This is a genomic window from Syntrophomonas curvata (assembly GCF_052976825.1).
In genome coordinates, this window is sequence record NZ_CM129641.1 from 1,510,050 (window position 1) to 1,535,964 (window position 25,915).

General features: G+C 46.6%; 27 protein-coding genes, 1 tRNA gene and 1 pseudogene. 18 read left to right on the forward strand and 11 right to left on the reverse strand.

The window, feature by feature from the left end; translation table 11 throughout:
* The first annotated feature begins 77 nt into the window (after positions 1 to 77).
* The 3 genes from ACU70B_RS06730 (at position 78) to ACU70B_RS06740 (ending at position 1,296) form a co-directional block, all read left to right on the forward strand.
* Positions 78 to 266 carry a WYL domain-containing protein gene (locus tag ACU70B_RS06730; RefSeq protein WP_447185581.1) on the forward strand — a complete coding sequence of 63 codons (189 nt, stop codon included), beginning with the start codon at positions 78 to 80 and terminating at the stop codon, positions 264 to 266.
* On the forward strand, positions 267 to 479 hold the full coding sequence (locus ACU70B_RS06735) for a WCX domain-containing protein (protein WP_447185582.1): 213 nt from the start codon (positions 267 to 269) through the stop codon (positions 477 to 479).
* Between the two features lie 67 nt (positions 480 to 546).
* Positions 547 to 1,296 (forward strand): N-acetyltransferase, encoded by a 750-nt coding sequence (locus ACU70B_RS06740; RefSeq protein WP_447185583.1) that lies wholly within the window; start codon positions 547 to 549, stop codon positions 1,294 to 1,296.
* 277 nt (positions 1,297 to 1,573) lie between these two features.
* Here ACU70B_RS06740 and ACU70B_RS06745 read toward each other — a convergent pair.
* The 4 genes and pseudogenes from ACU70B_RS06745 to ACU70B_RS06760 all read right to left on the reverse strand — a co-directional run.
* Positions 1,574 to 1,858: pseudogene (locus ACU70B_RS06745) on the reverse strand (IS66 family transposase); the annotation flags it as partial.
* A gap of 171 nt (positions 1,859 to 2,029) precedes the next feature.
* Positions 2,030 to 2,617 (reverse strand): manganese catalase family protein, encoded by a 588-nt coding sequence (locus ACU70B_RS06750; RefSeq protein WP_447185584.1) that lies wholly within the window; start codon positions 2,615 to 2,617, stop codon positions 2,030 to 2,032.
* On the reverse strand, positions 2,618 to 2,896 hold the full coding sequence (locus tag ACU70B_RS06755; protein WP_447185585.1) for a spore coat protein CotJB: 279 nt from the start codon (positions 2,894 to 2,896) through the stop codon (positions 2,618 to 2,620). It abuts the gene before it with no gap.
* Entirely contained in the window at positions 2,869 to 3,081 is a 213-nt protein-coding gene (locus tag ACU70B_RS06760) for a spore coat associated protein CotJA (protein WP_447185586.1), read from the reverse strand. Before ACU70B_RS06760 ends, ACU70B_RS06755 begins: the two co-directional genes overlap by 28 nt.
* A 336-nt stretch (positions 3,082 to 3,417) precedes the next feature.
* Here ACU70B_RS06760 and ACU70B_RS06765 point away from each other — a divergent pair, with 336 nt between their 5' ends.
* Both ACU70B_RS06765 and ACU70B_RS15065 read left to right on the forward strand, forming a co-directional pair.
* On the forward strand, positions 3,418 to 3,669 hold the full coding sequence (locus ACU70B_RS06765; protein WP_447185587.1) for a DUF2935 domain-containing protein: 252 nt from the start codon (positions 3,418 to 3,420) through the stop codon (positions 3,667 to 3,669).
* 160 nt (positions 3,670 to 3,829) lie between these two features.
* Positions 3,830 to 4,171, forward strand: a complete 342-nt coding sequence (locus tag ACU70B_RS15065) for a four-helix bundle copper-binding protein (protein ID WP_514393153.1) — start codon at positions 3,830 to 3,832, stop codon at positions 4,169 to 4,171.
* A gap of 529 nt (positions 4,172 to 4,700) precedes the next feature.
* Here the strand turns inward: ACU70B_RS15065 and ACU70B_RS06770 are convergent.
* A complete protein-coding gene (locus tag ACU70B_RS06770; protein WP_447185588.1) occupies positions 4,701 to 4,985 on the reverse strand; it encodes a Mu transposase C-terminal domain-containing protein in 285 nt (94 codons plus the stop codon).
* On the opposite strand from ACU70B_RS06770, the gene ACU70B_RS06775 reads away from it, so the two are divergent.
* Together ACU70B_RS06775 and ACU70B_RS06780 are read left to right on the forward strand one after the other, a co-directional pair.
* Positions 4,972 to 5,130: a hypothetical protein gene (locus ACU70B_RS06775; RefSeq protein ID WP_447185589.1), complete on the forward strand. Its 159-nt coding sequence runs from the start codon at positions 4,972 to 4,974 to the stop codon at positions 5,128 to 5,130. The two genes, ACU70B_RS06770 and ACU70B_RS06775, sit on opposite strands and share 14 nt — an antisense overlap.
* Before the next feature lie 344 nt (positions 5,131 to 5,474).
* Positions 5,475 to 6,119 (forward strand): GNAT family N-acetyltransferase, encoded by a 645-nt coding sequence (locus ACU70B_RS06780; RefSeq protein ID WP_447185590.1) that lies wholly within the window; start codon positions 5,475 to 5,477, stop codon positions 6,117 to 6,119.
* Between the two features lie 176 nt (positions 6,120 to 6,295).
* Here ACU70B_RS06780 and ACU70B_RS06785 read toward each other — a convergent pair.
* A tRNA-Arg gene (locus ACU70B_RS06785) sits at positions 6,296 to 6,370 on the reverse strand.
* A gap of 51 nt (positions 6,371 to 6,421) precedes the next feature.
* The gene (locus ACU70B_RS06790; protein WP_447185591.1) at positions 6,422 to 7,804 is read right to left on the reverse strand and encodes an MFS transporter; all 1,383 of its coding nucleotides are present in this window, start codon (positions 7,802 to 7,804) and stop codon (positions 6,422 to 6,424) included.
* Positions 7,805 to 8,016: 212 nt separating this feature from the next.
* On the opposite strand from ACU70B_RS06790, the gene ACU70B_RS06795 reads away from it, so the two are divergent.
* The gene (locus ACU70B_RS06795; protein ID WP_447185592.1) at positions 8,017 to 8,319 is read left to right on the forward strand and encodes a hypothetical protein; all 303 of its coding nucleotides are present in this window, start codon (positions 8,017 to 8,019) and stop codon (positions 8,317 to 8,319) included.
* A gap of 1 nt (position 8,320) precedes the next feature.
* Here the strand turns inward: ACU70B_RS06795 and spoIIP are convergent, their stop codons facing one another.
* Entirely contained in the window at positions 8,321 to 9,268 is a 948-nt protein-coding gene (gene spoIIP / locus ACU70B_RS06800) for a stage II sporulation protein P (RefSeq protein WP_447185593.1), read from the reverse strand.
* 74 nt (positions 9,269 to 9,342) lie between these two features.
* The gene (locus ACU70B_RS06805) at positions 9,343 to 10,626 is read right to left on the reverse strand and encodes an adenosylhomocysteinase (RefSeq protein WP_447185594.1); all 1,284 of its coding nucleotides are present in this window, start codon (positions 10,624 to 10,626) and stop codon (positions 9,343 to 9,345) included.
* A 144-nt stretch (positions 10,627 to 10,770) separates the two neighbouring features.
* On the opposite strand from ACU70B_RS06805, the gene ACU70B_RS06810 reads away from it, so the two are divergent.
* The 5 genes from ACU70B_RS06810 to ACU70B_RS06830 are packed head-to-tail and all read left to right on the forward strand — an operon-like array spanning position 10,771 to position 18,060.
* Positions 10,771 to 11,958 (forward strand): glycosyltransferase family 4 protein, encoded by a 1,188-nt coding sequence (locus ACU70B_RS06810; RefSeq protein ID WP_447185595.1) that lies wholly within the window; start codon positions 10,771 to 10,773, stop codon positions 11,956 to 11,958.
* A 44-nt stretch (positions 11,959 to 12,002) separates the two neighbouring features.
* Entirely contained in the window at positions 12,003 to 13,580 is a 1,578-nt protein-coding gene (locus ACU70B_RS06815) for a 1,4-alpha-glucan branching protein domain-containing protein (protein WP_447185596.1), read from the forward strand.
* On the forward strand, positions 13,577 to 16,096 hold the full coding sequence (locus ACU70B_RS06820) for a polysaccharide deacetylase family protein (protein ID WP_447185597.1): 2,520 nt from the start codon (positions 13,577 to 13,579) through the stop codon (positions 16,094 to 16,096). Before ACU70B_RS06815 ends, ACU70B_RS06820 begins: the two co-directional genes overlap by 4 nt.
* Positions 16,097 to 16,137: 41 nt before the next feature.
* On the forward strand, positions 16,138 to 17,346 hold the full coding sequence (locus tag ACU70B_RS06825; protein ID WP_447185598.1) for a class I SAM-dependent methyltransferase: 1,209 nt from the start codon (positions 16,138 to 16,140) through the stop codon (positions 17,344 to 17,346).
* A 27-nt stretch (positions 17,347 to 17,373) separates the two neighbouring features.
* On the forward strand, positions 17,374 to 18,060 hold the full coding sequence (locus ACU70B_RS06830) for an MBL fold metallo-hydrolase (protein ID WP_447185599.1): 687 nt from the start codon (positions 17,374 to 17,376) through the stop codon (positions 18,058 to 18,060).
* Position 18,061: 1 nt separating this feature from the next.
* Here ACU70B_RS06830 and ACU70B_RS06835 read toward each other — a convergent pair whose 3' ends face one another.
* On the reverse strand, positions 18,062 to 18,592 hold the full coding sequence (locus ACU70B_RS06835; RefSeq protein ID WP_447185600.1) for a DUF8837 domain-containing protein: 531 nt from the start codon (positions 18,590 to 18,592) through the stop codon (positions 18,062 to 18,064).
* A gap of 330 nt (positions 18,593 to 18,922) precedes the next feature.
* On the opposite strand from ACU70B_RS06835, the gene ACU70B_RS06840 reads away from it, so the two are divergent.
* From ACU70B_RS06840 to ACU70B_RS06860, 5 genes are all read left to right on the forward strand, one after another.
* A complete protein-coding gene (locus ACU70B_RS06840) occupies positions 18,923 to 19,138 on the forward strand; it encodes a hypothetical protein (RefSeq protein ID WP_447185601.1) in 216 nt (71 codons plus the stop codon).
* Between the two features lie 71 nt (positions 19,139 to 19,209).
* A complete protein-coding gene (locus ACU70B_RS06845; RefSeq protein WP_447185720.1) occupies positions 19,210 to 20,034 on the forward strand; it encodes an MATE family efflux transporter in 825 nt (274 codons plus the stop codon).
* 336 nt (positions 20,035 to 20,370) lie between these two features.
* Positions 20,371 to 20,838 carry a MarR family winged helix-turn-helix transcriptional regulator gene (locus ACU70B_RS06850; protein WP_447185602.1) on the forward strand — a complete coding sequence of 156 codons (468 nt, stop codon included), beginning with the start codon at positions 20,371 to 20,373 and terminating at the stop codon, positions 20,836 to 20,838.
* Between the two features lie 3 nt (positions 20,839 to 20,841).
* Complete coding sequence (locus ACU70B_RS06855) at positions 20,842 to 22,569, forward strand: ABC transporter ATP-binding protein (RefSeq protein WP_447185603.1); 1,728 nt, start codon at positions 20,842 to 20,844, stop codon at positions 22,567 to 22,569.
* Positions 22,566 to 24,458 carry an ABC transporter ATP-binding protein gene (locus tag ACU70B_RS06860; protein WP_447185604.1) on the forward strand — a complete coding sequence of 631 codons (1,893 nt, stop codon included), beginning with the start codon at positions 22,566 to 22,568 and terminating at the stop codon, positions 24,456 to 24,458. Before ACU70B_RS06855 ends, ACU70B_RS06860 begins: the two co-directional genes overlap by 4 nt.
* Before the next feature lie 206 nt (positions 24,459 to 24,664).
* Here the strand turns inward: ACU70B_RS06860 and ACU70B_RS06865 are convergent, their stop codons facing one another.
* Positions 24,665 to 25,906, reverse strand: a complete 1,242-nt coding sequence (locus ACU70B_RS06865; RefSeq protein ID WP_447185605.1) for a DUF1015 domain-containing protein — start codon at positions 25,904 to 25,906, stop codon at positions 24,665 to 24,667.
* Positions 25,907 to 25,915 lie beyond the last annotated feature (9 nt).

Below are 25,915 nucleotides of genomic sequence, written 5' to 3' on the forward strand. Positions count from 1 at the left end.
CTCTTTTTCTGCTTCATCAAACCGCTGTTCCTCATCAGTTCCATAAAAAAGGTAATGTCGTCTATCCGCTTAAAATAGTGTATAAGGCAAAGGCGTGGTATCTCAAAGCATACTGTGTCAAGACATCTGCCTTTCGTATTTTCAAATTTAATCGTATCGTCAAAATCGAATTATTGGATGAGAAGTTCCCGCCTATGGAATATCCAAAAGCAGAGGAACCTTCACCAAAAACGTATAATACAATTTCGCTTCGTTTTCCAAAATAAATGGCATACCGTGTCTATGACGAGTTTGAAACAAGTGAGATTACAGAACAGGAGAATGGTGACCTGGTAACGTCTGCGGAAATGCCGGAAGACGATTGGCTCATCGGATATCTTTTATCTTTCGGAACACAGGTTGAAGTTATAGAACCCGCCTATCTAAAAGGAATACTGTTTGACAAGGCAAAAAAAATATATGAAAAAAACAAACCATGACATATGTTGTCCGGGTTGCGCGGCTATAATGGTAATTAAGATAGAGATAATGTAAGGAGAAAAAGAGATGGATAGAGAATATGTGAACTTGACGATCGATAATGCAGACACAGAGCATCTGTGCTGCGCGATCGCAGATAAAAAACATCAGGACGGCGTGACAGTTAAAAAACAATGGCTTAAAGAACGAATACCGGAAGGACATGTTTTTCGTAAACTTGATGAAAAAGGAAAGGTGTTCATTGAATATGCGCCTTTGGAATCATCGTGGGTTCCCGTTTGCGGAGAAAACTATATATACATCTATTGCTTGTGGGTGTCCGGCTCGTTCAAAGGAAAAGGACATGCAGGAGATCTTATCGAGTATTGTATCAATGACGCAAAGGAAAAAAGAAAATCCGGTGTATGCGCACTCAGCTCAAAAAAGAAAAAGCCTTTTTTGTCTGAGAAAAAATTTCTGCTCAAGTACGGCTTTGAGGTGGCAGATACCGCCGGAAACGATTACGAGCTGTTGGCTTTGTCTTTTGATGGACAGAAACCCCATTTTTCCGAAAATGCAAAAGCAATGAAGATCGACGATAAATCCCTGACGATCTACTATGGCCTGCAATGTCCGTATATTCCGAACTGCATCGAGCAAGTACAAAATTATTGTGATAAAAACAACATTCCTCTGAACTTAGTTGCGGTCGATACTCTTGAAAAAGCGAAAAACGTCCCCTGTATTTTTAACAACTATGCGGTTTTTTATAATGGCGCTTTTGAAACCGCGCATTTACTGAATGAAACATATTTGAAGAAGCTGCTTCATTTGTAAGGTACTCACTATGCACTTTGTAAAAGCAAAAGGGATTTTATCAGTTCATAACGGAATGAATTTATACCGTGGCTGTTCTCATGGGTGTATATACTGTGATTCAAGAAGCAGATGTTAAGAACATGATTTTGAAGATATTGAGGTCAAAGCAAATGCCATTGAATTATTAGAAAACGCCCTCAAGCGAAAGCGATCAAAATGTATGTTAGGCACCGGCTCTATGACAGACCCTTATACTCCGATCGAGAACGAGATCTGCAATCTCAGGAAAGCCTTGTTATTGGCGCACCAATATGGCTTTGGGTTTACTTTGATAACAAAATCGGATCGGGTGCTGCGGGATATAGACCTGCTCAAAGCTATAAGGCTTGAGAATATTCTCCTTAGCCGTTTCGATAATGCTGTATATGATTGCGCTGCCCTTAGCACCCCTGGGGGTGTTAGAGAACAGAAAGTTTTCCCGGCCAATAACAAACGGCTTAATCGAACGCTCCGCCCGATTATTATCTATCTCCAACCTGCCATCCAGCAGGAAGTGGTTTAGAGCATCCCACTGGTTCAAAAGTTATAAGGAGAAAGGAGCAACGCCATCTTTCACGTGCTCCTTTTCCGTAAAAAGCAACCATTTGTCCCGGGGCAATAGGCTTTATGAGCATATTCTGTGAGTAAGCCAAGATTCCTGAAACCAAAGTCCTTAAGCCAATTTAGGGGGATGAAAAGAGCAAAATAAATACTAGTCCTGTTTCATGAAATAATAATGATTCTTACTATAGTGATCGAGAATATGCTCTAGGGTTTCTCCAAACCTTTGATAATGGACAATTTCACGTTCCCTTAGCCATCTTAAAGTTTCCGTAACCCCTGGATCGTCAGATAATTGGATAAGATATTCATATGTTGCCCGAGCTTTTTGTTCTGCTGCCAGATCCTCATTAAGATCTGCCACCGGATCCCCCTTGGATTGAATATAAGTTGCCGTCCAGGGATTCCCGGTAGCATCCACAAAATAAAGGGCTTTGTCATGGTCCGCATAATAACCGTCCATACCTGCAGCTTTGATTTCTTGAATCGAGGCATCTTTAACCAGATTGTAAACAAGGGAGGCTACGATCTCCATATGGGCAAGCTCTTCCGTGCCTATATCATTGAGAATAGCTTTGGACCTTCCAGTAGGCATAGTATAACGTTGGGTCAAATATCTCAAGGAGGCTGCCAGCTCGCCGTCTGGCCCTCCGTACTGAGTAATGATAACCTTGGCTAGTTTAGGATTTGTCGTGGTAACTTTAATTGGGAACTCCAACTTTTTCTCATAAACCCACATTTACCTTGCTCCTTTCTCTTTGGCAAAATTAATTTCCCATGGCCAGGGTTCATTTACCCATTGCCAGGGAAAATCACTGGGAGCATAACCAAAGTTGGTTAAAGGACCAAATTCATCTTCGTAACGATGCTTAAGATGCTCAAGCCTTTCGACTGTTTCATTATAAAGATGAAGGGCTTTTTTACTTTCTGGGTGTGTATCAAGGTAAAGATTTAACTCTATAGCGGTAAATTCTTCTGCCATAATTTTAATTAACAACTGTCTTCTTTCAGGACGCAATTTCTATTCCTCCCTTCTCTTCGGTCGTAATCATGTTGATGATGTTTGGGTTCATAAGGACAATACAATTCCGGGAAAATAGTGCCTTTACACAGTCCTTCCATCGGAGGGAACATATCACCTAATCTCTGAATTACAAAAAAAGCCCGCGCCAGTTTTGGATTGCAAATTTGTCTGTGATCCAAAGAAAATCCTCCCTTCTGTTTATGATTGTTACCACCGGCTATATATCATATGTAATACATGGGACATAAGCCACAATATGGTAATGAGGCTGGCCTTTAAAAATTTATTGCCGATGAAAAAATCAAAAAGCTATTGGACAAATTCCAACCCTTTATGTGAGCTACCCCTTCCTTCACTCCAAAAAAGAGAACATTTTATATCTGTTTTTCATATTTTTAAATAAAAATGAAAGGGTGATGGGATGCCAAGCCAATTAACCCCTGCCGAGTTTGTAAGTGAGTCGCTAGGCCTAAACCTATTCTTCCTTCGTATCATGAAAGAGCATAGCAAAGGCCATGGCTTTAGCTCCACGGTTTGATAAGCTGGAAGCACGAGCTGATAAAGCCCAGGACAAAGGAATCATAAATAAAAACTTAAGGATACTGATCCAAGATGAAATTAAAGCGACCAATTCATTGGTAAAACTAAAAGATACTATTGCAGACGCGTATCAGCAGTGCAAGGTTCAGGCATTGTTCTTGCCTATATGGCCGGATCATGTGGTGAGAGAAGCCTACCACTTTTTAAGGGAACTGCGGGAATACTAAATATGGTTAATCATACAAAAACATCATCTGTTAAAATCGTTCTTCATTTCAGCTGTAGTCTATTTTCAATTTAGGATTTATCATGACTTTTAGGCTGATGAATAGTTATTTTTCCTTTGAGCAAAATATTATTGATTTTTATTTAGAAAGGGAGGATACCATGACAAGTATCCAAACATCAGTCAGTAAGTATCAGGCATGTATCGACGCATGTGCCAAATGCTTACAGATATGCAACCAATGCTTCAATTCTTGTTTGCAGGAACCCGATGCCCATGCACGGGCAAACTGTATCAAAACCCTTAGATTGTGCGCAGATGTCTGCAATTTAGCAGTTGAAGCAATGACAATTGATCATCCAGATGCAAAATTTATTTGCAATATGTGCAGGACTATCTGCGATACCTGTGCTACAGAATGTATGATGTTTAAAGATCAACACTGCCAGCAGTGCGCTGATATTTGTCACCAATGTGCTAACGAATGCGCCAAAATGATGTAGAAACAGATTTGTAAAATAGGGCCTCACCTTGAAGTGCACCCCAAATGTTGGACAAAAAGTTCAATGTTTGGAGGTGCACTTTTTGTATGGCTAAGTATTGCCGCGAGGTTCGTATTAAAGTAGTAAAGGAGATTGAAAACGGAGAGTTAGTATTACTGCTACCTCATAATGTCCGGCAATAGGCGGTGTAATTTGTCCAAAAATTGACGGATGTGTTGACCGTTTGGTCAGCCCCTTAAGGGGCAGGGAGAACTAACCCAATTCTCCCTGAACAACTAGCTTAACCATATGATCATCAATAATGCTACGCTTGTTCTGAGCTCCATAGAGCAGACAAAGCGTCTTTTGGAGACCATAGAAGCTTTCAAACATGCCCTTCACCCTCCTTGCTTACTGAACGATAGGAAACGGCGGGGGTATAGTTGTCTTTGCGCTCCTGGTGCTTAATAGCTGCTGCTTGGAGCAGCCTTGATGAATCAGTGGGTTCTTTCTGCAGAAATTCGGGTAAGGGCGGTCTCTTACCCGCCCGTTATCCAATCACCAGTTGCCGGGCTTTAAAGGGCTGGTGTCCTTCATATTCGATGGTAAGTTCACTAATATCTGCCGGATCGAAGATGACATCGACTTTGCAGCCGATAAAAGTCAGACCTACTTCGTATTTTATGCCCTCAAAGCTGATACAGCCTGATTTATCTACCTTCCTTTCCCCACAGTGCATAAATGCGCTGGCTAGTATTTCCGGATCAAGGTATTTCAAGGTCTTACGGTCACTCTGGTATGCCACTGCCGGACTAGGGGCGATGGCCCAGGCCAAGATGGTAGCGCCGGAAGATCTGCGCGCTATGATTGCCGAAGTGGTTGATCTGCTGGTTTTCATCAAACGCTATCCGGACGGAGCTCATCATATTGTAAGCGTCTGCCAGGTGCAGAGCGTAGACGGGGAACCGCAGTTCTGGTAAGACAATTTGGTTTGTATGTGTTATTATATTCAGCAATTCCTGGTCAGGCAATTCCGTCAGCTTTTGGACGGTTTAGGATAGCGTCAACAGCATTGTTTTTGCCAAGAACCAATATCATGCAGTGGAATTATAAGGAGCGTCCGGAGCTTATCGGAATAACGCCAGAGCAAGGATATATTTATAATGAATTCATGCACAGAAATTCTACAAGCAGGTATGTTCGCTAAAAAACTTTCCCATTACTTATATAATGAGGACTCACAAATAAATTGGAATTTATTGAGCAGAAGCCATAATAAAAAGCTCAAAAAATTGATCTTAGGTAAATTATCGGAGGTTTATAAATGAACAAAATGATTAAGATTAGAAATGAAGAAGAAACAGATTATGAGAGAGTAGAAGAAATCACCAGGAAAGCTTTTTGGAATTTATATATTCCGGGGTGCATTGAACACTATTTAGTTCATGTTATGCGGCCCCACAAAGATTTTCTGCCGGAGTTGGATTTGGTGATTGAAGTTGATAATCAAATCATCGGGAATATTATGTATACGAAAACAAAACTAATTGATGAGTCTGGGGAAGAAAAAGACATCCTTACGTTCGGTCCGGTTTGCATTTTGCCAGAATATCAGAGAAAGGGGTATGGGAAAAAACTAATGGAGTACTCCTTTGAGCAGGCGGCCGCGCTTGGTTATGATGTAATTGTAATATTTGGAAACCCGGGTAATTATGTAAGCCGTGGTTTCAAGAGTTGCAAAAAGTACAATGTCTGTCTTGCGAATGGGACATATCCGGCGGCAATGATGGTAAAAGAACTCAAACCAGATGCACTGGACGGGAGAAAATGGGTTTACCATCAAAGTCCAGTATTTGAGATAGATGAACAAGAAGCTGGGCGCTTTGACGAGAGTTTGGAAAGCCTGGAGAAAAAACACCAGCCAAGTCAGGAAGAGTTTTATATTCACAGCCATTCTATAATACAGTGAGTTTCCTTTAGTGTAAGCTACAGCTTCCAATTCTGCGAGCACGTTGGGTTGCCCGTAATGAGCATAATGGGAACTTGGCTAAAGACGTTGAGAAATCAGCGCCTTTTTTAAATCTCAACTTGTCAAACCATCAAAAAAGCACTTCCAATAATCGTTAGAAGTGCCAATTCTCTACATGGTACGCCCGAGAGGAATCGAACCTCCGCACCCGGCTCCGGAGGCCGGTGCTCTATCCACTGAGCTACGGGCGCATATCGCATAAATGATTATAACAGAATATAAAGCAATGGTCAAAACTAAGCTTAAGAATTTCGGGTTAGCTGACGGTGCTGTTTGCTTAAGACAGAAAGCAACAATCCGCCCAGACAGATGGCGGCGGTAATACGATATAACCAGGCGTTGGCAAAAACATACGCGGTCATATAGGGTAAACCCTGCATGTTACGGTTAAAAAGCAGGGTAAAGATACTTACCGAAGCGGCTATGCCCAGGGCAAAGGCAAAGTTTCTCACCGTGGAGATAAACCCTCCGGCATAGCCTGCTTTATCTCTGGAGATGGAGCCTAGAATGGAACTGCTGTTGGGAGAACCGAAGCTCCCCATACCCACTCCTAACAGGAGCAGGCCCGTGGCTATACGGAGGAGATCATAATGCCCATTTATGGTTGACAGCATGAAGTGCCCGCCGCTCATTAACAGAAAAGCAAAAGAGGTCAGGCGGGAAGCGCCCATCCGGTCGGAGAGATTGCCGGCCAGAGGTGCGGTTATAGCCATGGATACCGGGGTAATGGTCATCATTAAACCGGAAGCAGCCGGGGAGAGCTGCAGAATTTTTTCCATATAAAAGGGCATTAAAAAGATAGCCGCAGTCTGGGTGGCATATGAAGCAAAAGACATAATATTGCCGTAGGTAAATGTCTTCACCTTAAAAAGCCCGATATCAAGCAGGGGACAAGGGTTTTTTCTTTCTACCAGGTAAAACAGCAGCAAAAATATGAGCCCCAAAACAAAAAGATTAGAATTTACCGCTTGTTCCTGGGATAGGCCGAACAATAACAGGGTGGCAGCCAGGGCGAAAAGCAGGTTGCCCCAGAAGTCAAATTTAAACCGTTCCTCTTTTCGGTAATCATGGGGTAAAAAACTCGAGGCCAGGACAAAGCCCGCCAGGCCTATGGGAATGTTTAAAAGAAATATTGCCGGCCAGGAGAATTTCGCTACCAGTATCCCGCCGATACTGGGGCCGCTAAGATTCCCGATACCGACTATGCTGCCGGTGATGCCCAGGGCTTTTCCCCGTTCCTGGGCGGGAAAGATATTGGATACTATGCCTATGCCGGTGGCCATCATCATGCTTGCGCCCACGCCCTGGAATATCCTTGCGCTAACCAGCAATTGCAGAGTGGATGAAAGGCTGCACAGCAAGGAACCGAGGGTAAAGATAAGAAACCCGTAAGTATATATCTGGCTGCTTCCCTTCTGATCACCCAGTTTGCCAAAAAAAAGCAGAGTTGCGGTAATAACCAGCATATAAGCAGTTACCACCCACTGCACCTCTTGCATCGAAACGGACATATCATTGGCAATTGTGGGGTTGGCAATGTTCAGTATGCTTCCATCCAGGGTCGACATGAAGATTCCGATACATATCACTGTTAAGACCTGCCACTTCTGTTCCAGCTTAACCATTTAGATATCCCCACACATAATATGATAATAAAAATGCTTTCCCTTCAATAAGTATGTTAAAGATTCAAGTAAATACATATTAATACAGATATTCTGCAAGGCACATAAAATACCTGGTTTTGCAAGGTCGGGGTAGTGAATTAATAATTTTGTGAATTGTGACCCCAGAAGTGTAATCCATGAAAACTGGGGGGATGGGGGGATAATTGAGTATGGACGTAAATCTGAATTATATGCAGTTGCTGCTGCTGGCAGCCTTGGCGGAGAGTATTTGGGAAACGCTCAAAATGGTTTGGGAAAAAGATAAAATAAATGTTGACCGGCTGGGATCCATTCTGATTACAATAGTTATTGCCATGGGAACGGGAATAGACTTTTTTAAGATGGTAGGACTGCCCCTGCTTATTCCGTTTGCAGGGTCTATCCTCACCGGAATTATTGCTTCCCGGGGGGCAAATTTTCTTCACGATTTATTTAAGATTGCGGAAGGGGTTAAGGTAAAAAGTAAGATATAGCTTATTTCAACGGTACCCGGATAACTGAGTCGGCCAGGCAGCGAACTGCTTTATTGGCTTCATCCAGGGTAATTCCTTCGGTTCCCACTTCAAAAAGCAATGCGGTAGGATACAGATCCTGATTATAGTCACCCTGACCCAGGAAAATCCCTCTCATCAGGCCCGGGTGCAATTCGTCCGCCTTGGCTTTAATCCGTTTGGCATATTCCAGGTTGGCCTGCATACTGGGGTTGGAGCGCCCGACAACAATCATCACCCGCCCGGTTAACACACCATTTACCAAGGTAAGGTAGGATTCCCGGGGGGCTGAATCCCGGTGTACGTCAAAAGCGGCATCCGGTCTTTGTTTTAAGAGTTGCACAGCAGTCCGCCGGGAACGGTGATAAGCATTAATATCATGGGGATCATGCTGGTTAAAGCTGTGATAAGTAGTTATTCCCCCCATTTCCAGCGCATCGGCAAAGGATGAACCGACTGCGTAGATATCACCGTTTCCGGGTTTGGAAGGGGTACCCGAGGTGGGTACGTAACTTTCATCACTATGGGTATGGTATACTACCATATGTCTTAAATTGCCCCGCAAAAACCCTTGAGCCGGGACAGCGGCTGCCGAGGGGTTCAGCGGATATGAGGAGTCATCCGATTTTAACGACGATTGCTTTTCTTTTACCCGGGCAACGGCCTGATTGCCGGAAACACTGATAATTACATAATGAACATTGGTGTCACTGATATATTCATCATTTTCATAAACCGGTATGCCCGTTTCCAGTATTACATTCCCTTTACTGTCCCGTACCGTAATATAAGCGGCAGGACTGGCTTCTTGAACCGGCTTTAATGGAGCAGTTTCAGGAGCTGAAACAACATTTACAATATATGCCCCCGCCATTACCGTAATCAATATTGCAAAGAAGAGTACAATATGTTTTCTGCTAATGCTGCCCATAATAAAACCGCCTTTTCACCGTTATTGTTTGTATTTTGTGAAAAAGGCGGTATAGCTATACGGGTTAAAAAATATTATAAATTGGTATCCCAACTGGCCAGGTAGGCTTCCTGTTCACCGGTCAGCTCGTCTATCTGCACTCCGTCCGCCTGCAATTTCAGGCGGGCCACCCGCTGGTCGATTTCCGCCGGTACATTGTAGACGTGATTGCCCAGGCATTCCCGGTTTTGAATGACGTAGAGCAGAGACAGGGCCTGCAGGGAGAAACTCAGATCCATAACTTCAGCCGGATGGCCGTCGCCGGCGGCCAGGTTTACCAGCCGGCCTTCGGCCAGCAGATACAGCCGACGGCCATCAGCCATGACAAATTCTTCGATATTGTTCTTCAGCACTCTGCTGCTAACGGCCAGGGCAGATAAGTCGCCTTTGCTGATTTCCACATCGAAATGCCCGGCATTGGCCATAATCGCATTATCTTTCATTATTTCCATATGCTCTTTGCGAATAACATTAACATTACCGGTGACGGTAACGAAAATATCACCCCGGCGGGCGGCTTCGGCCATGGGCATTACCCGAAATCCGTCCATGATGGCTTCATTGGCCTTAATCGGGTCGATCTCCGTGACAATGACCCGGGCGCCCAGACCCCGGGCACGCATGGAAACCCCCTTGCCGCACCAGCCATAACCAACCACTACTACGTCTTTTCCCGCTGCCACCAGGTTGGTGGTACGGTTGATTCCGTCCCAGACAGACTGACCGGTGCCATAGCGATTATCAAACAGGTGTTTCATGTAGGCATCATTTACGGCCATCATGGGGAATTGCAGAGCCTGGTCCTGATCCATGGACTTGAGACGCACGATCCCGGTAGTAGTCTCTTCACAGCCGCCGATGATTTTTTTGGCCTGCTCAGGCCGGTCCTTGTGCAGAGTGGTGACCACATCGGCCCCGTCATCAATTATGGCATCAGGCTGACAGTCCAACATCATGGACAGGAAGCGTTCATATTCCTCAGTGCTCTCACCGTGGATAGCATATACGGTAATACCTGAATCAACCAGGGCGGCGACTACGTCGTCCTGAGTGGACAGAGGATTGCTGGCACAGGCTATTACATCGGCTCCGGCGCCCTTCAAAGTCTGCAGGAGATAACCGGTTTTGGCCTCCAGATGCAAACAGCAGGCAATGGTCTTGTTGGCCAGAGGCTGAGTTTCTTCAAACTCTTGCCGCAGGATGTTTAGAACCGGCATGAATTGTTGAACCCATTCCAGTTTTTTGTGCCCATAAGGGGCGAGTGATAAGTCCTTGATTACAGATTGTCTGCGGGGACTTGCTTTTGCAATGCTGTTCATGCATTAACCTCCATAATGGAAATAATTTACAGTAAATTACGAACTTATTGTACTTATAGAACATTATAGCAAAAAACCGTACAAAGAAAATAAATTATCTGGTAAAATTATTTAATAACTGGTAATTGAATGAGGGAATATTGGGTGAAGGTTTTACTATTCAGCTGGGAATATCCACCTCATATGGTGGGCGGATTGGGCCAGCACGTTTTCGATTTGAGCCGTTTTTTGGTGAAACAGGGGATAGAGGTGCATATTATTACCCCCCGGGTGCAGAGCCACCCGGATTACCAGGAAGAAAACGGAGTACATATTCATCGGGTAGGCAGCTCTTATCTGGAGGGAGAGAACTTTAAATCCTGGACCTTCCGGTTTAACAGTGATGCCATTCGAGAGGCGGTAAATATTAATACCCGCATCGGCGGCTTTGACCTTATCCATGCCCACGATTGGCTGGTAGCTTACCCCGGCCGGGCAGTTGCCAAGATATTTGAAATACCTCTGGTAACTACCATCCACGCCACTGAGCATGGGCGCAATCTGGGGCTGCATAATCGTATGCAGCTGGAGATTAATGAGATTGAAAAGAATCTTGCTCTGGAGGCTGACCGGGTAATATGCTGCAGCCAGTATATGCAGGATGAGATCAGCACCCTGTTTGGCCGTCCCCGAAAAGATATCACCATAATACCCAATGGAGTTGACCCCGGTCTTTTTGAACTCATGCCTGATAGTCCGAGATTTAATATATCTGCCCAGGATAGGATTATTTTTTTTCTGGGCCGACTGGTACCGGAAAAAGGAATCTGGTTTTTGCTTAACACCTTGCCTCGGGTACTGGCGGAGGTACCGCAGGCTCGTCTGTATATTGGGGGAAAGGGTCCGATGCTGCCTGAACTGAAGAGATTGACCCATAAATTGAACCTGGAAGACAAGGTGGTATTTACCGGCTTTATTTACCACGAAGAACGCAACTTCATTTACAATAAAGCCCGGGTGGCGGTATTTCCAAGCCTTTATGAGCCTTTTGGCATTGTGGCGCTGGAAGCCATGGCCACCAGAACGCCGGTAATCGTGGGGGATGTGGGAGGACTGGCCGAGATAGTTGAAAGCGAGGTTACCGGCATAAAAGTACGCCCGGCTAACGAGGATGAACTGGCTCAGGCCATTATCAGGATACTGAGCGATGATAATCTGGCCGATTCCCTGTGCGACAATGCCAGCCACATGATTGCTTCGGTTTATAACTGGGATGTTATTGCCCAATCTACGATTAAGGTTTATAAAGAGATTCTGGAACAAAGGGGGAACAAGCTGCTTAATTTAGGTTAGTTACTGGTCTTGGGGTCTATTTTAGGGTGGAGGAAGTGGGCCAGGTGAGTTCCAGATTATTGGTCGTTTTACATAGCCATATTCCTTATGTCAAGCGGCAGGGCAGGTGGCCTTTTGGGGAAGTGTGGCTTTTTGAAGCCATGGCGGAAACCTATATCCCGCTTTTGCAGTCCTGGCTTCGATTGAAAGATGCCGGCATCAATAACGCCCTGTCGTTTAGTTTCAGTCCTACCTTGCTGGAACAGCTTAGTTCCAAATATATTCAGCAGGAGTTTATTTCCTACCTGCAGGGGCGGGAAGCGCTGGCTATAGAGGATGAACGCTATTACATGTCCCGGGGGGAGAAGAATATTGGCCGGATGGCATCTTTTTATCGCCGTTTTTACCGGGATAGCCGGCGCGATTTTATAGTTGATTTTAATAAGGATATTGTGGGGACGATCAAGCAAATACAGGATCAGGGGCAGGTGGAAATCATAACCACTGCTGCTACCCATGCCTATTTGCCCCTGCTGGACACCCGAGGGCTCAAATATCAGGTGCTGTGGGGAAAAAAAGTTTACGAGTACTATTTCGAGCGTGAGCCGAAGGGCTTCTGGTTACCGGAGTGCGGGTATTTCGATGGCATCGAAGATATTCTCATTGATAATGGTTTTAAATATTTATACGTTGACAGCCATGCTATCGAGGGAGGCAAACCTATAGAGGCATTCAGCGGGGGGAGCGGGGAAGAGGAAATTGAAATCGCTACTTTTGCCCGAACCGGACTTAGCACCTACCGGCCCTACCGGATAAAGGACAAGGATATTACGGTATATGGCCGCAACTCCATGGTCAGCCATCAGGTATGGTCGGCTGACTATGGCTACCCCGGCGATGCCGACTATCGTGAATTTCACAAGCAGGATCCCCGTTCCGGCTTTAAATACTGGAAAGTTACCGACCGCAGGAATCTGGATTCCAAGCAGGTTTATGATCCCGATCAGGCGGCTGTAAAGGTTAAGCAGCACGCACTGCATTTCGTCAGGAGCCTGGAAGATAACAGCCGGGAAGCAAAGAAACTGGGCTTTGCCAACCCCTCAATCGTGGGCTGTTATGATACCGAACTGTTTGGCCATTGGTGGTGGGAAGGGGTTAGCTGGCTGGAAGAAGTGATAAGGGAAATAGGGAGCGGCAACGAACTGGAATTGGCTCTGCCTTACGATATAGGCCCGGCCAAGCATGAGGCTCAGATTTTTGAATCATCTTGGGGGATGGGAGGAAAGCATTATGTCTGGGATAATAACGAGACCACCTGGATGTGGGAGATTATAAAAAAGGCAGGCAAGGAGTATGAAGCTCTGAAGATGTTTGCCAACGGCAGTGAAATGCATAACCGGGCTGTCTGCCAGGCTCTTAAGGAACTGATGCTGATTCAAAGCAGTGACTGGCTTTTTATGGTCAGCAACAATCTTACCCGGGATTATGCCATGAAACGATTTTTTGAGCACTATACCAAACTTCTGCGCATAAGCAACAGCCTGCGCAACCATAAAACCGATACCGAGTTCGGTCAATGGTTGGAGCGTATTCAGTATGAGGATGATTTTTTTAATCAGATTTCGCCAGGAGGTTTAATATGAAAGGTCATATTGCATTTTGCCCTCATTTCCACCAGCCTCATTTTCAGCTATATAAAACCAGAGAGGAAGCATATAATAATTCCTATTTACCCTGGTTAAAGCTGCTCCAGAAAGCGGTCGACCTGGATTCTTTTTATGTTAACCTCCATTTTTCCGGCCCCTTTTTATACTGGATCAGGGACCAGAAAAAGGAATATCTGAGCCGGTTCACCCGCCTGCTGGACAGCGGCAAGATCGGTATCATTGGGGGACTGGCCGATGAGCCCTTTATTCAATTATCCTCCCGGGTCGATGATTACCTTTATCAGCTCAAACTGTATGACCGATTGTTAACCGAGACCATAGGCATAGATTCATCCCAGTGGCAGGGTATCCACCTGGTGGAGCGTGAATGCGGCGAAAGCATGCTGCGGGAACTTACCCGGGCGGCAGCCCTGATTCAAGCCCCGGCCGTTTATTATCTGGACGTGGAAACTTTTTACCGGTCCCACTTTTCCTACCCGGGCTCAGACAGTGATTACTGCCGGAAGCATTTTGGCTTTAATGACCCGGTTTCGATTACTACCATCAGCCATATTCCTCCGGAAATGCTTTTTTACGCCTTGCGCGATGAAATCGGGGGACAGGCCTTTCACGTTCTTCCCATACATAGCCAGTTCCGCTACCAATTATTAAAAAGAAACAGTTTTGCCCCGGGCGATTCGGTAAAGATTAAACCGGCGCACTATTATTTTTATATCAAAGACGCCCTGGAAAAGGCTTATGAGCTGGTCCGAAGCTATGGCCGGGATATGGAACCGGTGCTGCTTATCTTTGAGGACGCCGAGAAATTCGGGCAATGGAGCAAAGACCCCGAAGGTGACGGGCAGTGGCTGATGGAGTTCTTTGAGCTGGTTGATAAGGATCCGGACATCAGTTTCACCGGGCTCAAGGATTATCTGGCTGCTCAGGGTTACCTTGACAGCTACCCGGTAGCCAGCAGTCATAGCTATACCGAGTGGGAGAACTGGACTGCCTGCCGGGGAATACGGGGTGTAGCCTTTGGCGATGAGAGGCTGCGCCGGATCGTTTGCCGCTTGCGCGATGCCGAGCATCTGCAGGATAAGCTGGACAAGGCTGTACTGGACACATTGGGGCAGCACATGGGAATAGAGGTTGCCCCTGAACTGGAGCGTATGTTTAAGCGGGCTCTGTTGGAATCGGCGGAAAGGCATGAATTGGTAAGCGCTATTCTCAAGGATTATTACCCGCCCCAGATGGATGAAGATTATCAACTGCTGAATCGGGTCAGGAACCTGTTATACCAGGAGGATCCCAAGTGGGCCAGCCGCCATCCGGTTTATGGCTCATCCCCTTATTACGATGTGCAGGGATTGGCCTATTTGGAGATGGTACTAAAAATACTGACCTTGGGGTTGGAATCCATGCATTTCAGTAATCACAGGGATTCGGCCGTCAGGGATTGGGATTTTGACGGCCAGGACGAGGTTGTGCTGGAGAATGAGGTACAGACCCTGGTTCTGGATAATGAAGGCGGATGTATCAGCTATCACCATGTCCTGGCCCCTTCCCTTAAAGGGGATCACTGCCGAATAAGGGAGATTGTGGCCCGCGATTTGAATAGGGTGCCAGCCTATAACTCGGTTTTTCGTTATTCCTACCCCCTGATTTTTTCTGAAACGGACAGCAGCCTGACCCGGATGTTTTATGAAGAAGGGGGGCGCCGGGAGCAGTGCCGTAATTCTCTTCGCTGTGAGGTATTGCTTCAGAATAATAATGAGTTTTTTGCCCTGGGGGATTTTGATCTGGCATCATTTCAAATCGCAGACGTTGTAAGTGAAGGGCCTGACCGCGTGGCTAAAATGTGCTGTTCCAAGGTAGTTGCTATTGGTAATTCCAAGGTCACTATAGATTTGGAGAAATCCTTTAAACTGCAGGCCGGCGCCCTGGAGATAAAACTGCAGGCCTGGTGCCGTCCGGTACCGGACAGGCATAAGCTGGTTCTGGTACCGCAGATAGTCAGTACGGCAGCGCCGTCAGACGAGGTTGAATTCAGGCCTCAGGCCTGGCTGGGGCTTATTGCCGGTAAAGGCGAAGAGGGAAGCGAATGTGTTATTCAGGATATTTCCCGCAGCAGCGAAAGCGGCATTGAGTTTCATAATCATCGAACCGTGGTAAAACGCCCGGAACAGATAGATTATATATTCCAGATCCGAAGTGCCGACAGCAGTTGTTTCAGCAACCGGATAATGATAAGCCTGGATTCGGATAATCCTTTGCCTTATCTCTATATACAGCCTGCCGTAAGGCATTATTATAAAAACTACGTTTTTCCCGAACAGAGCAGGCAAGGTTACCATAGTGCGGGTTTGATGATTCGGCCGGTAATAGGATTTCGCAATGGGGAAGCGAACTGTAGCATTGCCATAGGTTGGGAGATGGACAGTTCGGCGCGGACGGGAGACTATGAGGAGGTTTTTTGGCTGGTAGGTGAGAAAGGTACTGACAACAGATAGGATTTGTTCTTGGGTCAGTATTAATGAATGGGGGTAAGCACATGATTTTGGAGAGGTTCTTTAATTACTATTTTCGGGCTATTGATAGGGACACGTTAGAGCAATACCGCCAACTTTTGCCCGGTGCCGATAATCTGGCCGCAGCTTACGCAGAATTGTTCTCCCGCAGCGATGAGGAGGCAATTGCTTTCCTGCTTGATTTTCATGATCTTACGGCGGGCATTCGCCAAAATAAGCCCGAACAGGCCATCCTGTTCAATGTGCATAACAATGTTTGCTTTCCTTTCTTTATAGAATACATCTGGGAGGTTATCGGCGAAGGGGAACGGAATCAAGTCATACGTTCGTCAGGCAGCCCGAGCCTGGAAGGGATTACCTGCAAATTACAGGAAGATCGCGATTTGCGCAACTGGTTCCGGCAGGAAATTGGTTCATCGCTGAGCCAGCAGGATTTGTTTACCCTTAATGAGATCATTGCCCTGCAGAACTTTTCTTCGGGAGGGGAGTATTCCTTCCTCAAATACGTCTACCCGCTGGTGCAGAAAATGCAGGGCAAGGTTCTGGACGCCGGTTGCGGAGCAGGTTTTGCTTCTCTGGTGATGAGTCAATTCCTGCATGTGCATTCCGTAGATGCTTGTAAAGCCAGGCTGGAAAGGGCTATGGCTTTATCTTCCATGATGAAAAGGGGAGAGAAAAAAATATTCCCCCGGGTTATCAAGCTTATCGAGGAAGAACTGGGCAGTATCGCAGTGCAATGTGAATTTCCCAGTGCCGAAGACCTTCTTGACGGGACTTCCCGGGAAGTGGTATTTTCGGAAGGAAGCATCGACAGCCTGCCGTATCCGGATGGTTATTTTCAAAGCATCAACTGCCTGGATGTGCTGGAGCATACCTTTTCTCCGGAAACCATCGTAAAGGAATTCGCCCGGGTACTTAAACCGGGGGGACGGGTGTTCATTACGGCTCCCACCCGTTACGGGGAAGTGGAGCAACGCATCTGGGAGGGTATCGAAGGTACTATTTTCCCAGCTATGCTGCACATGCACCATTTTGATCCGGCATCACTGACCCAGATGTTCGAGGTAAATGGATTCAGAGAGGTGGAGATAGTGCCTTTTGACTTTATGAGCTGGGATGAATTCCTGGATATAGCAGGCAAATCACCGGACCGGGAACTGGCTGACGAACTGAGAGCCCATCCGTTCGACCAGGTAGCCTTGCAATTATTTGCCGTATATGAAAAAGCATAGAGCACAGAATACAAGGAGGTCATCAGGATGAAGCGTCGCGTTCCCGAAATCTGCCCTCATGTATACCAGGTGGGGGGAGATAATCTTTCCCGGGGAGAAGACTGTTGTGTATATTTGGTGGAGAGCTCGGGTCAGGGAGCTATCATTGATACTGGAGCCGGAGCCAGTGCCGATGATATTCTGGACAATATCGAATATTCCGGCTTTAAATTGGCGGAAATACGCCATATTATCATCACCCACGGGCATATCGACCATATCGGGGGGATGAAGACCTTTAAGGACAGGCTCAAGGCAGAGGTGATAGCGCACCGGCTTGACCTTGCGGCAATTGAGGAGGGCAGACCGGAGCTAACTGCAGCCCCTTATTACGGAGTGCAGTATGAGGGGGTAAAGGTGGATAAAGTCTTAACCGGCGATGATAAGCTGGAATTGGGAGAGCTTACCCTGAGTTTAGTGCACACCCCCGGGCATACTCCGGGAAGCATATCGGTATATGCGGATATACAAGGACAGCGGGTGCTGTTCGGGCAGGACATCCACGGGCCCTTCGCCCCCGAGTGGGGTTCCGACCGCAAAGAGTGGGCTAGATCCATGCGTAAATTGCTGGACCTTGAGGCCGATATACTTTGCGAGGGCCATTTTGGCATCTATTCCCCGGCCGGTGAAGTAAGGGAATATATAGAGGGGTACCTGCGCCGATTCCGGGGATGATTCACCTCCACTTCTCATACCAGGTATAGTTTATCAGGGGTGCCCCGTAATTCTTGGCTTCTTTAGTGTTGTAATAGTTGCCGGTGCCGTAATATATGTCAAACCAGTAGGGGTAATCAGGCCAGAGGCGGTAGTTGACATCACCGGTGTCCATCACCTTGAGGGTGGTGAATTCCTGGCCCCGGGCCTTGATTGGCTTTTCCAGGTAGATTTCCGTACCGAAGGGAATTAACGGTTCCCGCGGATTTCCGCCGCTATTGACCGGATAGCGAGGGTGGACGGCAATACCGCCGATAAAATACGATTTCCCATCGGCTGCTACCGGGGCCCCGCTCTCTTCTGTGTAGGCAGTAGACTTTTGATTTTTAACCGAAAACTGGATATACCATTGACTTTCTTTTTCAACCGGCTGAACTGGACGCGGGGAGCGCTGAGGAGATTTTTTAGGAATAATTAAAAAGAATAGAGCAATTAAAATGACGCCGATCACTACCGAAGCCAGCAAGCGCAGGTTTTGTTTGGTTAATTGCATGGCAAGACACCTCCTTCTAGCCATAATTTGCGTAGAAGGCGGTTTTTTTATTGTTTTTAAGAAAAAGACCTTCGCTGTAAAATTTAAAAGAGAAGGAGGATGATTCCAACTCAGTAAGTCAATAACTCCGGTTATCCGCATTTGGCATAGAGCCATCGTCGACAATATTTAACAGATATTTCTAATAATGCAAGCTACTATTTAATACAGTGGTTGGGGTGGAAACATCGCAATTCTGCTCTGCTCAGGTTTTAATCGCATTGGAATTATCGGAGGTCTGCCAATAAGGGGATATTGAACAAGGATAGAAGTTTTGTGGAGGGGATGAAAATGACAGACGCAAAAACTACTGCAGATTTGAAGGTAATAAGAAACGAAAGCACCACTGTTGAGTTGGGAACAACAGGTATAAGTAAACAAGAACCGGATCAGAAGATTCTGGATATTTCCGGCGGCTCTATCGTTAGTACGACAATTAAACTGAGTATTCCAATATTCATCAGTCAATTGGTGGCATTTGCTATCTGCTTCCCGGTATGGGCCTAGTCTTGATCGCAATGACCCTAAGCGGAATACTGCAGGGGGAAGGCAGGGCCAAGGAAGTTGGCTTGGGCGTGATGGCTTCATGGATCATTAATATCGTTTTAAACCCAATATTAATATTTGGACTGAAAATGGGAGTTAAAGGTTCAGCGTTGGCGACATCAATTTCTATATTAATTCAACTATTATATTATCTGTCCCTTTTTATTAAAAAAGAGACAATAATACAGATTCAATGGAGGATATTTAAAACAAATGCCAAGATTATAAAAGAAATCATATATATTGGGGTTCCTGCTGCCACCGGAATGGTGTTGGTCAACATGGCCTTTATCGTTTTGAATAACCTAGTAGGTTCGATTAGCGAGGTGTCCATGAATGCCTGGGTGTTGGCTGTTAGGCTGGACCAATTGATTACAATTCCGGGTGCGGCTATCGGACTTACCACAATCCCGATGATCGGACAGAATTACGGACAGGGGAACCTTGCGAGATGCAGGGAGATATTTCGCGTTAACGTAGGATTGTCTTTAATAATAGGGTTATTCCTGGGAGCATTGTATATGATATTTGCACCGCAGATATTTTCGCATCTCTCCTCTGTACCGGATGTAATAGTAAATAGTGTAAGGCAGGTCAGGCTTTTGACCTTGACCACCGTTGCAACTACCGGGTTACTTGTTACCGGTCTGGCCTTCCAGGCAACCGGGAGACCGATGCCGAACTTGGCGTGTGATATTATTCGCGTATTGATTTTATCAGTACCGCTGGCATTATCGTTAAGTCATTTTGCCATCACACATATGAATCCCATCTTTTTATGCGTAGGAGAGGCAACCTGGTTTCTTTTGCGGTCTCGCTTATTTGGGCGTCAAATTATTTTAATAAACTACAGGTAACTGGTAAACTTGCACAGGCTTGATTACGTTCTTTAATTGGCTGCAGGACCTGTATGTAAACAGTCGATTATGGAGCCTAAAATAACAGATATATAAATCTCACATTTTGCATTTCCCCGCCCAGCCGCATCACCTTTTTTACTTCAGGACCCGTTGAAAAAAGCCTTCGCTATAAAGGAGGGTGCAGCTCAATAAGTCAATAACTCCGGTGCCTGGCATCTATGCTTATGTTTATTTACTATTGCTTATTTGAAAAACTAAACATATAATTTGTTCTGTACAGAACGATTTTATCCTCGTGGTCAACCCGGAAAATAAATCCAGAGGTGTTCTAAATTGTCGGAGAAACATGAACTGCTGGTTGAATTGCTGCGGGAAGTAAACCGGGGCATGGGCAAATATGTAAAGAATGTACTGGCTGAGCACGATATTTCTGTTCCTGCCGTGATCATATGCAAACAGCTTAAAGGCGAAGCAGGTATTACTGTCAGCGAACTGGCTCGCCGAACCGGCATGGCCAAATCGCATATATCCAATATAATCCGGGAACTTGAGCAAAAAGGCTGGGTTCGGAAAAGAACAGACAGCAGCGACCATCGGGTTTTGCGCCTCTATCTCAATGAAGCGGCCAGTGCGCATCTGGAGCTGCTCCGAATAGACATCCGGCATAATATTAATGCCCTGGTGGCGGATATTACCGAGCAAAGGGCCGAAGACCTGATTCAGGGTTTAAGAGAGATAATTGAAGCATTGGATAAAGTCCGTATAGAGGAAAACGGCTGCGAAGGCAAGAGGAGACAATAAGCAATGATTAAGCTGTACCGGTTCATGAAACCATTTACAATTTCGATAGTGGCGGTCCTTCTGCTGGTATTTTTACAAACCCTGGCGGAGTTGTATTTGCCCACCCTGATGTCAGATATCGTTGATACCGGCATAGTCAACGGCGACACCGGCTACATCATGAAAATCGGGGGGATGATGCTGCTCATTACTGCGCTGGGTACCCTCTGCGCGATTGCGGCCAGCTTTTTATCCGCCCGGACCTCGGTTGGATTTGGCACAATACTGCGCAGCAAAGTATTTTCCCGGGTTGAGGACTTCTCATTGCAGGAGTTTAATGAAATCGGTACAGCTACACTGATTACCCGTACTACCAATGACATCAACCAGATGCAGACCGTAACCTTCATGATATTGCGCATGATGGTCAGTGCCCCGATGATGTGTATTGGCGGTATTATCATGGCTGTTTCCAAAGACAGGCCGCTGTCCCTATGCATTGTTGTCGCTATTCCGGTAATTATTGCGATTATCGCCGTTATCATCAGTAAAGCCATGCCCCTCTTCAAACTGATGCAAATCAAACTGGATAAAATCAATCTGGTCCTGCGCGAGAATCTTACCGGCATCAGAGTAATTCGCGCGTTTAACCGTATCGGGCGGGAACAGCAGCGCTTTGCCGAGGCCAACTACGATCTCAGCCAGAATGCTATCCGGGTCAACAAATTGATGGCTTCTTTAATGCCCTCCATGATGCTGGTTATGAACTTTACTATTATAGCCATTATCTGGTTTGGCAGCATCCGCATCGATAATGGTGATATGCAGGTGGGGTCGTTAATGGCTTTTATTCAATATGCCATGCAGATTATGATATCACTGGTCATGGTGGCTATGATGTTTATTATGGTACCCCGCGCCTCAGCTTCCGCCATAAGAATCAATGAAGTGCTGGAAACGAATCCCGAAATCAAGGACCCGGAAGAGCCGCATAGCCTTGATAAGGCCCAGGGTATGGTGGAGTTTAAAAATGTCAGCTTCAGTTTTCCGGGCGCAGAAGAGCCGGCTATCAGTAATATTTCCTTTACTGCCCGGCCTGGTGAAACAACTGCTATCATCGGCGGCACCGGTTCCGGCAAAACATCTCTGATAAACCTTATACCGCGTTTCTATGATGTTGACGAGGGCAGCGTTCTGGTTGACGGAGTGGATGTCAGGGAAATGTCGCAAAAAAGCCTGCGGGCCAAAATAGCCCTGATTCCTCAAAAATCGGTTTTATTTACCGGCAGCATCAATGATAACATCCGCTACGGCAAGCAAGATGCCAGTAATGAAGAAGTCCGGCGGGCGGCAGAAATATCCCAGGCCATGGAGTTTATCTCCGGCATGCCGGGCGGCTTTGATGCCGTGATTGAACAGGGAGGAAGCAATGTTTCGGGGGGACAGAAACAACGCCTGTCCATTGCCCGTGCTCTGGTCAGAAGGCCGGAAATATACATTTTTGATGACAGTTTTTCCGCCCTGGATTTCAAAACCGATGCCAGGCTGCGGTCGGCACTTAAAAACGAGACGGCCGATGCCACGGTTATTGTTATTGCCCAGCGGGTTACTACGGTTATGGACGCCGGCCAGATAATTGTTCTGGAGGATGGCCGGATGGTGGGTAGGGGTGCCCATAAAGACCTACTGAATTCCTGTGACGTATACCGTGAGATAGTCTATTCCCAGCTTTCCGAGGAGGAGTTGGCATGAGTACGGAACGTAAAACCCCAGCCTCACCCATGGGTGGTCATGGCGGCGGTCCTCGCGGAGGCCCGCTGGGCCCGATGGGAAGACCGGCAGAAAAGGCTAAGGATTTCAAAGGCACCTTCAAAAGGCTGATGGGCTATTTAAAACCGCGCCGCTTCCGGCTGCTGGTCGTGCTTCTCTTTGCCGTCCTGAGCACTGTTTTCAGCATTGCCAGCCCCAGAATTATGGGCAAGGCCACAACCGAATTATTTGAAGGCCTTATGACGAAACTAAAACACGTGCCGGGGGCAACAGTAGATTTTAATTATATATTAAACATATTGTTTATCCTGGCCGGGCTATATATTATCAGTGCAATTTTCATGTATATTCAGCAATACATTATGGCTGGCGTAGCTCAGCAAACCGTCTATGATATGCGCCGCGATGTCAACCTGAAGCTCTCCCGGTTGCCTTTGAAATTTTTTGATTCCCATACCCACGGTGATATCTTGAGCCGGGTCAGCAACGACATTGATAATATCGCCACTACCCTGCAGCAGAGTCTTACCCAGCTTATTACAGCTGTAGTAACCCTGCTGGGCATTCTCATTATGATGCTGACTATAAGCCCCTGGCTTACGCTTATATTCCTGGTGGTCCTGCCCCTTTCTGCTCTGGTAACCAAAGCAGTAGCCTCCCGTTCGCAGAAATTTTTCGCCGGGCAGCAAAAAGTTCTGGGGGAACTTAACGGCCATGTCGAGGAGATGTACACCGGGCATCAAATAATAAAAGCCTTTGGACGGGAAGAAGGATCCATCGCCAGGTTTAACCAAATTAATGAGGAACTGTATGAAGTCGGCTGGAAAGCCCAGTTTATGTCCGGCATCATTGTTCCGCTTTTGAGCCTGATCAACAATATCGGCTATGTGCTGGTCAGTGTCGTGGGGGGTATCTTTGTAATCAACCGGACTATTACTATCGGTGATGTTCAGGCATTCATCCAATACTCCCGGCAGTTTACCCAGCCCATAGTACAGACCGCCAATATAGTTAACATCATTCAATCTACTATTGCCTCGGCGGAGAGAGTTTTCGAAATCCTGGATGAGACTGAAGAAGTCGCGGATAGTGATGATGCTCAGCATATCGACTTCCCCCGGGGGAATGTAAATCTGCAAAACGTTAAGTTTAGATATCAGGAAAATGTTCCTCTGATCGAGGACTTGAGCATTGAAGTCAAGGCGGGGCAGACCGTCGCTGTTGTAGGGCCGACCGGAGCGGGTAAAACCACCCTGGTGAACCTGTTGATGCGTTTTTATGAAATAGACGGCGGAAAAATCACGGTCGACGGGGTTGATATCAGGGATATAAAACGGACCGCATTACGCAGCATTTTCGGGATGGTACTGCAGGATACCTGGCTTTTTAACGGCAGCATACGGGATAATATCGCCTACGGCCGTGAGGGCGCCAGCGAAGCTGAAATTATCCGGGCAGCCAAAACCGCCCATGCCGACCATTTTATCAGAACCCTGCCCGAAGGTTACAACACCATACTCAATGAAGAGGCCTCCAATATCTCGCAGGGCCAAAAACAGCTATTGACTATTGCCCGGGCGATACTGGCCGACCCGGCCATACTCATCCTGGATGAAGCTACCAGCAGTGTTGATAGCAGAACCGAGGTTTATATCCAAAGGGCCATGATTGCCCTGATGAAAAAGCGAACCAGCTTCGTCATCGCCCACAGGTTATCCACCATTCGCGATGCTGACCTGATACTGGTCATGGATAACGGCAGTGTTGTTGAAAAAGGTACTCATAACGACCTCCTGGCTCAGGGCGGCTTTTATGCAGATCTCTACAAGAGCCAGTTTAGCGGCGGGAATATCGACGAGCAGGCGGTCTGAGACTCCGGCAGGACTGAAGGGTCGTGAATAAGCAACGAAACAGGTGCAACGGAAGCGGTTTTCCGTTGCACCTGTCTGACAATTCCTATTCATCGGTAAAATTGGGTTCGCGCCGTTCCCCAAAGGCCTTCAAACCTTCCCGGAATCCTTGAAACTGTCTGCTTGACAGGGGGCGGTTCAGACTTTTAGCGATGGCCCTTGAAAATTTATATTCGGTGAATGAAAAAGCCGCTGCGTAACTTGGGCTCAAACCAGGTGGATTTGGGGGGCATAATCTGCCCGGCATCGGCTATGGACATTAATTCCTGGATACTGGTGGGATACATGGAAAAAGCCACTTTCATATCAGAATTAACCCGTCTCTCCAGTTCCTTTAACCCTCTGATGCCTCCCACAAAATCAATGCGTTTATCAGTCCTGGGGTCCTTTATATCCAGCAGGGGAGCCAGGACGTTTTCCTGAAGGATGGAAACATCCAGACTGGCTACCGGGTCTTTTTCATTAAAACTGCCGGGCAGGGCCTGCAGACGGTACCATTGACCATCCAGGTACATACCAAAAGAGTGTGTTTGCTCTGGCTTATAAGGCCCCGAACCAGTGTGGGGGCTGATGGCAAATTTCTCTTCAAGCTGCTTGAGAAACTCCTGCGAGGTTAGTCCGTTTAGGTCTTTTACTACCCGGTTGTAGTCCATGATATGCAGGTCTTCATCCGGAAAGATAACCGCCAGGAAATAGTTGTACTCCTCATCCCCGGCAAATCCAGGGTTTTGCTGACGCCGCAACTGGCCCACATTGACAGCGGATGCACAGCGATGGTGTCCGTCAGCAATATAGAGGTAGTCGACCTGCCTGAACTGATTTACCAATGCCTGAATAGTCTGGTCATCATCAATACTCCAGATAATATGGGCTACGCCATCTTCAGACACTATGTCATATAAAGGCGGCTTTTGGGTCCAGGCGTAAACCAGCTGATTAATCTCCGCTTGGGCCCGGTAAGTAAGGAATATGGGACCGGTCTGGGCGTTGCAATGATCCACGTGGCGGGTACGGTCCTGTTCCTTATCCTTGCGGGTAAGCTCATGCTTTTTGATTATATTGTATAGATAATCATCGATCGAAGCGCAGGCTACGATGCCAGTCTGGGAACGGCCGTTCATAATCTGACGATAAATATAAAGATTGGCGCGAGGCTCGGCCTGCAGAATCCCTTTAGCTATCATCTGCTCCAGGTTCTCCCGGGCTTTATCATAGACCTGGGGGTCGTATAAATCGATACCCGGTTCCAAATCTATCTCAGCTTTGTCCACATGCAGAAAAGAATAGGGATTGTCTTTAACCATTTCCCGGGCTTCATCACTATCCATGACATCATAGGGAAGGGCGGCAACTTTTGCTGCCAGGTCCGGTACCGGTCTAATTGCCTCAAAAGGTCTGATTATGGCCATAGAATCCTC